The sequence below is a fragment of the Cellvibrio mixtus subsp. mixtus J3-8 genome (genome assembly GCF_000766945.1).
In the GTDB taxonomy this organism is placed as follows: domain Bacteria; phylum Pseudomonadota; class Gammaproteobacteria; order Pseudomonadales; family Cellvibrionaceae; genus Cellvibrio; species Cellvibrio mixtus_A.
Map to the genome: position 1 here is coordinate 399651 of NZ_KN266207.1, position 11545 is coordinate 411195.

Sequence of the window (11545 nt, forward strand, 5' to 3'; positions counted from 1 at the left end):
AGCCAAAGTTTCCAGTGTTTAGCCCGATGGGACATTCTGGCGTTGAAGGCCTATAATGGCGGCCTTTTCCCGTGGGCCAGGGCGCTCCGGAATTTGACTTCAAATCGATTACCATAGGATAACTCCATGATTATCAAGCCAAAAGTTCGCGGTTTTATTTGTACCAATGCGCATCCACAAGGTTGTGCTGCCAATGTTCAAGAGCAAATCGCTTTCACTAAGGCCAAAGGTCCCGTTGCTGGTGCCCCCAAAAAAGTATTGGTGTTGGGCAGCTCCACCGGTTTTGGTTTGGCTTCCCGTATTACCGCTGCGTTTGGTGGCGGTGCAGATACGCTGGGCGTATGTTTTGAGAAAGAGCCGAGCGAATCCAAAACGGCGACCGCAGGTTATTACAATACCTCTGCTTTCCACGATGCTGCAAAGGCCGAGGGTTTGTACGCTGAAACGATTAATGGCGATGCATTTTCCGATGCTTGCAAAGAGAAAGTGATTGAAACCCTGAAAAATGGTATCGGCAAAGTAGATTTGGTGATCTACAGTCTTGCGTCTCCCCGTCGTACCGATCCAAAAACCGGAGAGGTTTTTAATTCAGTATTAAAGCCAATCGGTAAATCCTACACATCAAAAAACCTGAATACTGACACCTTGAAAATTTCTGATGTCACTATTGAGCCTGCGTCTGATGAAGAAATTGCCAACACCGTTAAAGTGATGGGCGGTGAAGATTGGGAGTTGTGGATTGATGCCCTCAAAGGTGCTGATTTGTTGAGCGATAATTTCCAGACAGTCGCCTATACCTATCTCGGCGATAAATTAACCTGGCCAATTTATGGCAAGGCAACCATCGGTAAAGCAAAAGAAGACCTGGATCGCGCGGCAAAAACCTTGAGCGCAAAACACGGTGGTAATGCACGTGTTGCTGTTTTGAAAGCCGTTGTGACCCAGGCGAGCTCTGCGATTCCGGTAATGCCGTTATACCTTGCAATTTTATTTAAAGTGATGAAAGAGCAGGGTACCCACGAAGGCTGTATTGAGCAGATCCAGCGTTTGTTTACCGAGTGTTTGTATTCGAATAATCCGCGCCTGGATGATGGTAACCGTTACCGCGTAGATGAATTGGAATTAGATCCTTCTGTACAGCGCAAAGTAGAGGAAATCTGGGACAAAGTCACAGAAGAAAATCTGTTTGAATTGACTGATTTTGAAGGCTACAAAGCTGAGTTCCTGCGTTTGTTTGGTTTCGGTATAAAAACTGTCGATTACGATGCGGAAACAACACCCTTGGTGCAAACCAACTTTTAACTGGCGGGCTTCCGGTTACAGATTAATATCTGGTTTTTTGAGCAATAATAGATCCCCGCCATGTGCGGGGATTTTTTATTAAGCTGTTTATTTTTAATTTAAGGGATAGAAATGAGTAAACGTATTGCGATTGATATGGACGAGACCATTTGCGACACACTGGCTCGTCATCTTGATTGGTACAACACCGAGTTTCAACAAAACCTCACCAAAGCGGATTTGTACGCGCTTAAAATTTACCAAAAAGTCCCGGAGGCCCATGTTGCGCGGGTACGCGCTTACCCGGATAATCCTGCGTTTTTTGAAGAACTCCCTCCACATCCCCACGCAATTGACGTTATTGCAGAATTGCATGAGCGCTATGAGATTGTCATTGCCACTGCTGCTATGGAACATCCCACATCATTTTCGGCAAAATATGAATGGTTGCGTAAATATCTACCGTTTTTATCGCCAATGAATTTTATTTTTTGCGGTAAGAAAAATATTCTACAAGCGGACTTTTTAATCGACGATAGCTCCCGCCATTTTGAAGGTTTTGTAGGGCAGGGAATTTTATATACTGCGTCGCATAATGTATTGGAAGCGGCGGACGTGCGCGTAAATGACTGGTTGGAGATACGCGATTATTTTCGTGAGCAATAACTTCATTAATAATCGCGTTAACGCAGGAAATTATTTCAGTTCCTTAAAAAAGCGTTCCGTGCGTGGTAAAAAATAATTATCGTAGTCGAGCGACAATACCACTCCGCGGGAACGTCCCACCAATTCATTGCGTGGTACAAAACCTATCACGCGTGAATCGGCACTGTTATCGCGATTATCGCCCAGCATTAAATAATGATCAGCGGGTACCTTCACCGGATCAAAATTAGCATAGCGGGATGAGGGTGAGTTAACCCTGAGCGAATGATTTTTTCCCGGCAGTAATTCCAATTGGTCGCCTGCCAATAGTGGTTGGTAATCAACTTTTTGCCCATTAATTAACAAACGATTGTTCTCCATCGCAACAGTATCACCGGGCAGGCCAATCACGCGTTTCACCAAGCGTTTATCCGCTGCTTTTGAATCGAACACGACTATGTCTCCGCGTGCGGGGTCGGCAATTTTGTAGAGGGAAATATGCGAAAAAGGAATGCGCAGGTCATAAGCCATTTTATTAATGCTTATCCGGTCACCCTCCAGGAGTGTTGGCTTCATTGAACCGCTGGGAACATCACTCCAGTCAGCAATAGCACTGCGAAAACAAAACATCAGCGCAAAAAAAACAATAAACCCCCGATGTTCGGCCCATAATTTCTTCATGGTTTATCCTTCAAGTTGATCCAAATGCTGGAATAGACAAAAATACGCGTCAGATTTGACTTTGTTTTTTAATCCGGGTTCACAGGATTTAGTGCTTATGCTTGCGAGTTTACGCGGTATTTTAATTGCGGCGATTTTTTCGATCACCATTATCATGGTGACTATCCCCATTGTGTTTTTTGCGCTGTTGCGGCTGATACCAATTCCTGCCTGGCAACATATGCTTAATCCCTGTTTGGATGCGTGCGCAAATTTCTGGATATGGGTAAATAATGCGCAACAAAACTGGTTGCTGCCTACGCGCCTGGAGATTGAGGGGGTTGGGAATCTGGACCCGAAGGAGTGGTATATGCTGGTCGCTAATCACCAGGCCTGGGCTGATATATTGATTGTTGTGCGTACCTTTGGTACCCGCATCCCCGGGGTAAAATTCTTCTTCAAGCGCAGCCTTTTGTGGGTTCCGGTGTTAGGGTTGGCACTCTGGGGGCTGGATTTCCCCTCCATGAGCAGGCATTCCAAAGCAGCAATAGCACGCGATCCATCACTTAAAGGCAGGGATCTTGAGCGTACGCGCAAAGCGTGTGCGCGTTTTCGTCATCACCCGGTAACAATTATTAACTTTCTGGAAGGCACACGTTTTACGTCGGAAAAACACCAGCAACAAGGGGCTGTCTACCGGCATTTATTGATGCCGAAGGCGGGTGGTTTGGCGTTTGCGTTAAATGCAATGGATGGCCAATTGCATCAGTTGCTGGATGTGACAATCCATTATGAAGGTGGAATTCCAAGCTATTGGGATTATGTGCGTGGAAATGTAAAAACAATTCGTGTGCAAGTGCGGCAATTGCCAATTCCTGCCGATTTATTGGGTGATTATGAAGGCGATCCGGCATTTCGTGCACGCTTTCAGCAGTGGGTAAATACGTTGTGGCAACAGAAAGATGAAACTATTGAAATACTGTCGCAACGACAATAAAAATAAACTAGGAAACTCACTGCCAATAACGTTATTCTATCGACGGAACGATTTTGCAATTTTTAGCTATGTGGTTGTAGTTTAACTTGCAGTATTAGATTTGTTTCCGTAAATATCGACAGGAGGGCCGCATGTTTTACACACTGAGTGATCTTTTTGCCAAGCTAGGCCTGCCCAACTCTCCCGCTGCGATAGACGCTTTCATCGAAAAGCATCGCCCATTACCGCAAGCCGAGCCTTTGGCTAGCGCAACCTTCTGGTCTGCCGAACAAGCGGCATTCCTGCGTGAAGCCCGTCAGGAGTATTCCGATTGGGCTGAAGTTGTGGATGAGCTTAATTGCTTGTTGCGCGACTAAGAAATTTCCCTTCCCGCATTGGAACGACCGGCCAAAGTGCCGGTCGTTTTATTTGGGCTTTAGGTTTTTTATGCTAAGGTTCGGCCTTCCAAAAGCGGTAACAGGAATTAAATTTATGCAAAAAATATCACTTGCTTTAGTGTTGTCGGTTATTTCGGCAGCGGCTTTTGCCGCAGATGAAAAAAAACGCCCGTGGGATGTTGAAGTAGATCTGGGGGCTATAGCCACCTCGGGAAATACCGAGACCACCAGCGTTCAGGTTAAGCTGGATGCAAAACAAAACCTGGAAAAATGGGAGAACCAATACATCCTCAGTTCCTTGTTTAAAGAAGACGAAGTGACCAAAGATGATGGCACCACCAGCAAGGAAAAAACGGCTGAAAAATATTTCGGCTCTGCCAAATTTGCTTATTTGATTGGTGTTGAAAAGTCCTATTTGTTTGGTTTTGGTTCACATACACACGATGAGTTTGGTGCTTATCGCAGTTACAGCACCGTTGCCCTTGGTTATGGTGATTGGCTATATTCCAGCCCAACGCTCAATTGGTTTGTGGAAGCGGGCCCGGGTTATTTTGAAGGCGAAAAAGTCATTGAAAGCGATGACCCGGCTATTCCGGATACACTGACCGACGAATCCGGTGCAATGCTGCGTGCAGCCACCGCATTGGAATGGAAAATCACTGCAACTGCAGAATTTAAACAAACGATTAGTGTTGAATCCGGTTCTGATAACACTCGTACCCAATCGGAAACTTCATTGTCCTCGTCAATCACCGAAGCAATGAAAATGAAAGTGGGATTTGCGGTTGCCAACGATACCGATGTCGCGCCAGGTAAAGAGAAAACCGATACCACCACGTTTGTGAATCTGGTGTATAACTTTTAACCCTTACTATGATTTGCCCATGTTTTCTTTAACATGGGCAAATTGATGCGTTAATGCCTTAATTAGGCGCTTTGCGCACCAGCCGTTATAATTCGTTTACTTCTATTGAATTATTGATGCCTATGTCTGCAGCCCCTGATTTCTCCCGCGCTTTACTCGCCCCTCGCCATTGGCCAACCTGGATTGGTTTTGGTCTCTGGTTTTTAATTGCACAGCTGCCTTATTCCTGGCAGATGGGGATGGCCCGTGCATTAACACCGTTATTGAACCTGAATAAAAAACGTGTGGTGATGGCGCGCACCAATTTGCAATTATGTTTTCCGGATAAGTCAGAACAAGAGATTGAAGCGCTCTTGCAAAAAAATCTTGAATCCACGGCGATTGCAGTATTTGAAACCGGTATCGGATTTTTCTGGGCCAAATCCCGGTTGCGTAAATTATTTACTATCTCCGGTGTTGAATATGTAGAGCAGGCAAAAGCAGAAGGGCAGGGGGCAATGCTGTTAAGTATGCATTTAACCACGCTTGATATTGGTAGTGCTATGCTGGGTATTTATGTTAATTACGATGGTATGTATACGCCGCACAAAAATCCGGTTTTTGATTATGTACAGAAAGTACGGCGCGAAGCCTATGCTCCCGGTGGAATTGCATTTGCCCGTGACAATGTTCGTGCCATGGTGACCCAGTTGCGCAAAGGAAGGATGATTTGGTATGCACCTGACCGCGATATGGGTGAAAAAATTTCGGTGTTTGTTCCTTTCTTTGGCGTGCCAGCTGCTACTGTCACCGCTACTGCGCAATTTGCGCGCATGGGGCGCGCAAAAATTATTCCCTTCTCTCAATACCGCCTTGAGAATAACAAAGGATATCAAGTAGTCATTCATCCTCCTTTTGAAAATTACCCTACAGGTGACGAGCTCGCGGATGCACGTCGCATTAATGAATATTTTGAACAGGAAATTTTGAAAGTGCCCGAGCAATATTTGTGGGCCCAGCCGCGCTTTAAAACGCGGCCTGAAGGCGAGCCCAAAATTTATTGATTTATTTGTTAACGGGTTTGTCAGAATAATGTACTCGCCCGTTTTCATCGGTCCAACGATAAATAGTTACCGGTGCCTTTTCTTCTTTTTTTGGTGTTTCATTTGGGGTTGCCACGTCAGGCATTTCTGCCTGCTTGATTTGATTCACTTCCTGTACTTGATATTTGGTCGTTCTGTTTACTGGCGCTGCTTCACTGCTAAAGATAATTTCAGTCAGTTGATTTAATTTTGGATTCATCATCAGTTGCAATTTATTGGGTGAATTTAACTGCTGTTGAAATTCCGGGTCGCTGATAATAGCGATAACCCGCGGATCGTCTTTCAGTGTTTGCACTCGGTTCCATGCTGTTATCATTTTTTCGGCAGCGGCTTGCGAGCCGGTATTGCTGTCCACATCGGACTGCGCCATCAAGGCTTGTACACTGGGATTATCGATTAATTCTTTAAATGCCGGATCGCGCATCAATGCTTGGGTGTCGCCGCTAGACATAATTGATTGAACTTTTTCATCCGCCATTAATTTTTGTAACTGTCCATTATTAGTAACTTGTTGGACATGAGTAAGCATGGATTGCGGGTCTTGAACAAATGCTTTGGTAACCTGGGTTGTGGTTTTATCATCTAATGCTAAATCCACTGCTGCTGCAGCGGCGTTGCCGATTAATTTTTTTGCACTTGCCTCAATAAAAGAATCCCGATGTTTTTCCAGGTCTTTTATTCCCGGAACACCGGGTGCCAGGCCAGTATTTGTAGCAGGTTGAATATCCTGCCCGGTGGGTGTTTTAGTGGCGATAGTGGATGTGCTTGGCTCGGGTGTAATTATCAAACCCAGTGCATATACCACGACTAAACCGATAATTGCCCCCATGAATACGCCCACACCGGCGCCGCCAATTTTTGAACCCAGCTCGGTTGCTTTGTTGTCTGGAATTAATTTCGATAACAAATTCAGCAATGCTGTGACGAGCAGGCTTACCGTTATAAAAATTGTACAACCTGCGATGAAATAAACCAGAATCCCATCCAGGGGGGTGTTTGCCATCAACCATTTTGCAAAAGGCCGGCTAAAAAATATTGCGGCAGGATAGGCGACGATAAAGGCGAGAATTCGGGTGATTGCCTCAATAAACCCTTTTTGATAGCCACGCCAGGTGAAGAACGCTAACAATGCAAAAAAAACAATCGTGCTAATGTGCATAATAGGTTTCCGTTGTTGAATTTTTCTGGTGATAAATGGGTGTTACCACTTGAGTCGTAAATGTTGTTTTATCTCGCTGGCAAATTCCGGTTTCACTTCAACCTGTTGCGCATAATTTTCCCATTGGCTAACTACATCCAATACTTGCTGGATAATCGCTTTAGCCTCTTTCGTGAAATTGCTAATCAGTTTTGCGGTGCTGAGAAAATCTTCCATCATAAAGTTATCGCGCTTGCCATTCATGCTGAGTTGATGCAAGTTAACCCAGGGGGAGCCGGGTTTGTAGCTATAGGCAATATCAAATGCAGGAGCCAGTTGCCAATCTGTGCGCGGCCCGGGCAACAGGAACCCAATGTTTTTACTGTGATCATCGTGATTGCGTGCAATGATGTTAAATACCATGCGGCGATAAATTTCCACCGCATCAGCGCGTTTTAAACGCAATTGTCGCGCAACACCAAAAAGCTGTTCGTAACTGTAATGGCCGGGTTGTTTGAAATCTGCATGATCCATTGCGCAAAGTGATTGGTAATGTAATTTATGGTTGCCGATGCGATCAAAGCGCTTCGTTAAAAAGTGCGCACGCGATCCGTCAACCAGCAACTCGCAAGGCGTCATGTTAATCCCTGCATCTTTTGCCATTAGGTAATAGGCGTATTCCATTCGTCCAAAACCCTGGGGGTCGCCAAAGGTTTCGCGTTGGTTACCGTGTTCAACTACGCCATCAAATTTCAACAAGTATTGTTCAAAACCCTCCGGCGCATCGACCTGGCCGGAACGGATTTCCGTCCGCGATCCATTAATCGCCACCAATGCTTTTGCGCGTGCGCCACCTGCGGAAGTCCCTACTTGTAAAATTGCTGTCAGGTCATCGTTGCCGGGTTGGTATAGATTGCTGCTGACACCTGCGCGCTGGTCAAGAACTTGTTGTGCCAATTGGATCAGTGATTCAAGTTCCAGTTTATCGTTGGCGTTTTTAGCCTGGCGCAATGCCGGCGCATATTCGAGTGCGCCCATACCGCGTTTGCCGCTATAAAGTAATCGTTCCAATGGGTTAAAGCTTTGTGAATCGCGACCAATACGAGCTAGCCAGGCATTGATAACGGCATTGCCAAAGTCGTCGGGAAGGGTATCCGCAAAACAGGCTGGCAAACCTTTATAGGTTGCCGGATTAAGGTTTGGGTATTGAAAAATCGATTGGTCATTCAGTCGTGATGGCATATGCAACGGGGAAATTTGCACCCCGGTTTCCTGCCATTCCGATGTATATTCAAAACTGGCTAATTTGTTTTCCGGCGACCAGGCAAGGGCGCCAACCATTTTGTCCCACAACCAGACTTCCGCGAGGTTTTGCATTACCAATCCAACCCTTGTTCTTCAATTCGATGATCATTATTGGTGCCGGATTCTTTTGGGTACTGGCGTGAACGTGCCCGCTGGCGTTGCTTTCCCTGTAGCCTCAATTGCGCTAGAGGGCTAGGTGGTGGTTCGGGAAGAAAATTATCCAACTGCTCCAGCGCATTTAATGCGCGTAATGCGGCAATCATGTTTTCCAGCTTTCCTCCGCCAGCGACTAATTGGCGATAACTTTTAGGTGTAATGCCTATTTCTGCTGCCAGGGCTTGCTGGGTCAGGTTTTGTTGCAGGCGCAGGTGCTCAAGGCGATTACCCAACTCAGCTGCAATTGCCATATTGCTCATGTTAGTGAATTTCATAGGTATTTTTTTACCTCATAACTTGCTGTTAAGCATTTTAAAGGTATTTTAATAGCTTTTATTTTAAATTTCAATTTTAGGTCTTTTTTTACCTTTAATTCATATTTTTTGATTTTTTAGGTATTAAATTACCTTTTATTTTTCTCGCGCTGCTTTGGGCCAGCCTTAAAGGTTAATTAAACACTGAATGGTCCTTTGGCGGGCGTAGGTAAATTCCGCTTATCGCCGAGATTTTTATGAGGCAAAACTGAACCTGTACATGTGGTAAGTCTGGTGATTAATCAGTTGATGGTTTAAAAACATTTTGTACAATTTTTAGATGCTGTAACAAAAAAATAATGAAAGTTTCATAAAAAAATTAATTTTTTATTGTTTCTGTAATAAATCATTGCGTACTATGCGTGCCGGAAGCTGTAAAGACAACGATGTCTCTAGTGGTTTATTGGCAATTTTGATGTTTTGTTGATACGGACTTCTATGCATTTTTTAACTGACAACATTGATAGGGAGCTATTGATAAAATGAAAAAATCATTAACAATCATCAACCGATTTAAACAAACATCAAAATGGCTATTGGCAACAAGTTTGATGTGTGGTTTACCCGTCATTGCACAAGAGTTTTCAGAGGGTAATGTGGCGGCATGGGGAGCATTTGCGGACGACAATGCTGCAGCCAACGTTTACCTTGATTCTGCCCGTGTAAAGGATGGGAGTTCCTCTATTCGCCTGGAAACGGCAAGCGGGTTTGGAACAGGAGTTCGTTATCCTGCTTCTGCCAACCTGAACTTCAACGCCTCGGGCAAAACCCACCTTGGTTTTTGGCTTTACACTGAAAACCCTAATGCCGGCGTTGCAGGCTCTGCAACCGGCTTTCAGGGAAATCAACCTATTGTTACCCTGACTACGTCAGGTGGTTCCTATACCTATACCCCAACTCAAATCCTTATAAAAAATAATTCATGGGTTTATTACGAAATTCCGTTAGCGGGAAACCAGTCCTGGATTCGTACCAGCACGGGCACACCTAACCTGGCTGATGTGGATCAAATCGAAATCAAGGCTGATACCTGGGAATACGGTTTTACCGCGAATATAGATGGTGTGAAATTCCTTGATGGCCCTAAAGGCTATGTGGAATCGAAAGTGCTGGTTGTTTATTACATGGATGCCAATAGCAAACCTAAATTGCCAGTTAATATCGAAGGTGTATTCCGTCCCAAACTGAATAAGGTGACTGAATTTTACTGGCGCAATTCCGGTATGAGTTATCTGGTCACCTTTGATACCCAACCGGTTTACATCAACCAGCCTGCCAATGTGCAAGTGGATAATGAGGGATGGGTGAAACGCGAGGTGGTGGAAAGCGATTTGCGTGCACTTGGTTATCTGGATAACCAATACGACGCAGTCATGGTGGTATCAAGAAGTAGTGCAAATGCTGCCTATTGGGAGCCGGTCCTGGGGAATACGCCTTATTTCTCCGTCGGTTTTTTTGATGATATCCAGGACAATCTGTTTGTCACTATCCATGAGTTCAATCACGTTGTGGATTCATTCTTTGCGAGTAATGGTTTTGCCAAATACCCACATGCACATCCATCCGACGCATTAAACCAGGGAGAGTTTGTTCCTGATTCCGGCATTGATGCAGACTTGAATGCGAAGATAATTCGCCATTGGGGGCGTGATAACTTCTTGTTGCTTGGTGCAAGTCAGAGTGCTGAATCCAAAATATTTGAAGATACTGATAACGATGGTGTTCCCAATGGAATTGATTTGCCAATCACTGAAGCCAGGTTGGGCAGCAGCCCCAATAATAAGGATGCCGATAAAGATGGTTTGACTGATTTGGAAGAGGCCATGGCGGGTATTTACAGCGGCACCAACCCAAATGCTGCGGATACCGATAGCGATGGTGTTAATGACAAATTGGATGCAGAGCCGCTATACGCCATAAACCAGAATATTCCGTTTGGAACCTTAAACGTTAATGCGGATATCAGTACCTGGCCAAAAGCGGGAACCCAAAGCTTTATTCCAGCAGGTAATACTTCGGATTTACATATAGGTGCGGATGCAAACTATTTATATGTAGGGGCGAAAGTGCAGGGCGATCAACCGAATCTGCGTGTGACACTTGATCCTGGTGCTGATGGTTTCTTTTATGGTTATAGCAACCTGCATGTGGTTTTGACTCCTGGGGGTTTTGACAGCAACCAATATATGAAACTGGAAACCTTCCCGAATGCATCCGGTGTGTATTCTGAAGTGGGTACCTGGTTGCCGGTAACAGGCTTCCAGGGGCGCAGGGTTGCTAATGGTGGCTGGACGACTTTCCAGCTTGCTATTCCCAAATCTGCATTGCAAAACCTGCTATTGGTGAATGGTGACAAGATTGGTGTAGGTGTTTCTACCGAAGTGCCAGCGCAGTCCAGTCTCACCGGCAGCATCTTTGAGACTGCCGATCTGGTTCCTTTCTCTTTGACGGGTGCACCTGATATTTGCACATTACCGCAGTGGAGTTCGGCATCGCCCTATGGGGGTAATACCGTTGTGCAATACAGTGGCAAAAAGTATCGCGCTAAATGGTGGACCCTGAATGAGCGCCCGGATTTGAACAGCGGCGTTTATCACGTGTGGGAAAACCTGGGTGCCTGTAATAACTAATTGAGCTTGATTGGATTAAGCCCCGCCAGCGATGGCGGGGCTTTTTTGTTGGTGCTGAAGATCTTGATGATGCCGGATAACCCGTAAAAAGATAA

11 protein-coding genes are annotated in these 11545 nt (G+C 45.2%); 7 read left to right on the plus strand and 4 right to left on the minus strand.

What is annotated here, in order from left to right; genetic code table 11:
* Positions 1–126 precede the first annotated feature (126 nt).
* Both fabV and A596_RS06690 read left to right on the plus strand, forming a co-directional pair.
* Complete coding sequence (gene fabV, locus A596_RS06685; protein WP_039913363.1) at positions 127–1302, plus strand: enoyl-ACP reductase FabV; 1176 nt, start codon at positions 127–129, stop codon at positions 1300–1302.
* Between the two features lie 111 nt (positions 1303–1413).
* Positions 1414–1947 (plus strand): 5' nucleotidase, NT5C type, encoded by a 534-nt coding sequence (locus A596_RS06690; protein ID WP_039913364.1) that lies wholly within the window; start codon positions 1414–1416, stop codon positions 1945–1947.
* Between the two features lie 30 nt (positions 1948–1977).
* On the opposite strand, the gene lepB is transcribed toward A596_RS06690, so the two are convergent.
* Positions 1978–2607: a signal peptidase I gene (lepB, locus tag A596_RS06695; RefSeq protein WP_039913365.1), complete on the minus strand. Its 630-nt coding sequence runs from the start codon at positions 2605–2607 to the stop codon at positions 1978–1980.
* A gap of 97 nt (positions 2608–2704) precedes the next feature.
* Here lepB and A596_RS06700 point away from each other — a divergent pair, with 97 nt between their 5' ends.
* The 4 genes from A596_RS06700 to lpxL all read left to right on the plus strand — a co-directional run bounded on the left by A596_RS06700 (position 2705) and on the right by lpxL (position 5868).
* Entirely contained in the window at positions 2705–3583 is an 879-nt protein-coding gene (locus tag A596_RS06700) for an acyltransferase (RefSeq protein ID WP_039913366.1), read from the plus strand.
* 131 nt (positions 3584–3714) lie between these two features.
* Positions 3715–3939: a DUF2789 domain-containing protein gene (locus A596_RS06705; protein ID WP_039913367.1), complete on the plus strand. Its 225-nt coding sequence runs from the start codon at positions 3715–3717 to the stop codon at positions 3937–3939.
* Between the two features lie 115 nt (positions 3940–4054).
* Positions 4055–4825: a DUF481 domain-containing protein gene (locus A596_RS06710; RefSeq protein ID WP_039913368.1), complete on the plus strand. Its 771-nt coding sequence runs from the start codon at positions 4055–4057 to the stop codon at positions 4823–4825.
* Positions 4826–4947: 122 nt separating this feature from the next.
* Positions 4948–5868: an LpxL/LpxP family Kdo(2)-lipid IV(A) lauroyl/palmitoleoyl acyltransferase gene (lpxL, locus tag A596_RS06715; protein ID WP_039914380.1), complete on the plus strand. Its 921-nt coding sequence runs from the start codon at positions 4948–4950 to the stop codon at positions 5866–5868.
* Position 5869: 1 nt separating this feature from the next.
* On the opposite strand, the gene A596_RS06720 is transcribed toward lpxL, so the two are convergent.
* From A596_RS06720 to A596_RS06730, 3 genes are read right to left on the minus strand one after another with little or no spacing between them, the layout of a single operon-like run.
* Positions 5870–7066 (minus strand): CvpA family protein, encoded by a 1197-nt coding sequence (locus tag A596_RS06720; RefSeq protein ID WP_039913369.1) that lies wholly within the window; start codon positions 7064–7066, stop codon positions 5870–5872.
* 42 nt (positions 7067–7108) lie between these two features.
* Positions 7109–8422 carry a type II toxin-antitoxin system HipA family toxin gene (locus A596_RS06725; protein ID WP_052417311.1) on the minus strand — a complete coding sequence of 438 codons (1314 nt, stop codon included), beginning with the start codon at positions 8420–8422 and terminating at the stop codon, positions 7109–7111.
* The gene (locus A596_RS06730; protein ID WP_039913370.1) at positions 8422–8781 is read right to left on the minus strand and encodes a helix-turn-helix transcriptional regulator; all 360 of its coding nucleotides are present in this window, start codon (positions 8779–8781) and stop codon (positions 8422–8424) included. Before A596_RS06730 ends, A596_RS06725 begins: the two co-directional genes overlap by 1 nt.
* A gap of 521 nt (positions 8782–9302) precedes the next feature.
* On the opposite strand from A596_RS06730, the gene A596_RS06735 reads away from it, so the two are divergent.
* A complete protein-coding gene (locus A596_RS06735) occupies positions 9303–11450 on the plus strand; it encodes a hypothetical protein (protein WP_039913371.1) in 2148 nt (715 codons plus the stop codon).
* The last annotated feature ends 95 nt before the right edge of the window (positions 11451–11545 follow it).

Coding starts and splice junctions, on each gene's coding strand:
- A596_RS06710 (WP_039913368.1), top strand. CDS start 4,055: ATGCAAAAAATATCACTTGCTTTAGTGTTGTCGGTTATTTCGGCAGCG.
- A596_RS06735 (WP_039913371.1), top strand. CDS start 9,303: ATGAAAAAATCATTAACAATCATCAACCGATTTAAACAAACATCAAAA.
- A596_RS06700 (WP_039913366.1), top strand. CDS start 2,705: ATGCTTGCGAGTTTACGCGGTATTTTAATTGCGGCGATTTTTTCGATC.
- A596_RS06720 (WP_039913369.1), bottom strand. CDS start 7,066: ATGCACATTAGCACGATTGTTTTTTTTGCATTGTTAGCGTTCTTCACC.
- lepB (WP_039913365.1), bottom strand. CDS start 2,607: ATGAAGAAATTATGGGCCGAACATCGGGGGTTTATTGTTTTTTTTGCG.
- lpxL (WP_039914380.1), top strand. CDS start 4,948: ATGTCTGCAGCCCCTGATTTCTCCCGCGCTTTACTCGCCCCTCGCCAT.
- A596_RS06725 (WP_052417311.1), bottom strand. CDS start 8,422: ATGCAAAACCTCGCGGAAGTCTGGTTGTGGGACAAAATGGTTGGCGCC.
- A596_RS06690 (WP_039913364.1), top strand. CDS start 1,414: ATGAGTAAACGTATTGCGATTGATATGGACGAGACCATTTGCGACACA.
- A596_RS06730 (WP_039913370.1), bottom strand. CDS start 8,781: ATGAAATTCACTAACATGAGCAATATGGCAATTGCAGCTGAGTTGGGT.
- fabV (WP_039913363.1), top strand. CDS start 127: ATGATTATCAAGCCAAAAGTTCGCGGTTTTATTTGTACCAATGCGCAT.
- A596_RS06705 (WP_039913367.1), top strand. CDS start 3,715: ATGTTTTACACACTGAGTGATCTTTTTGCCAAGCTAGGCCTGCCCAAC.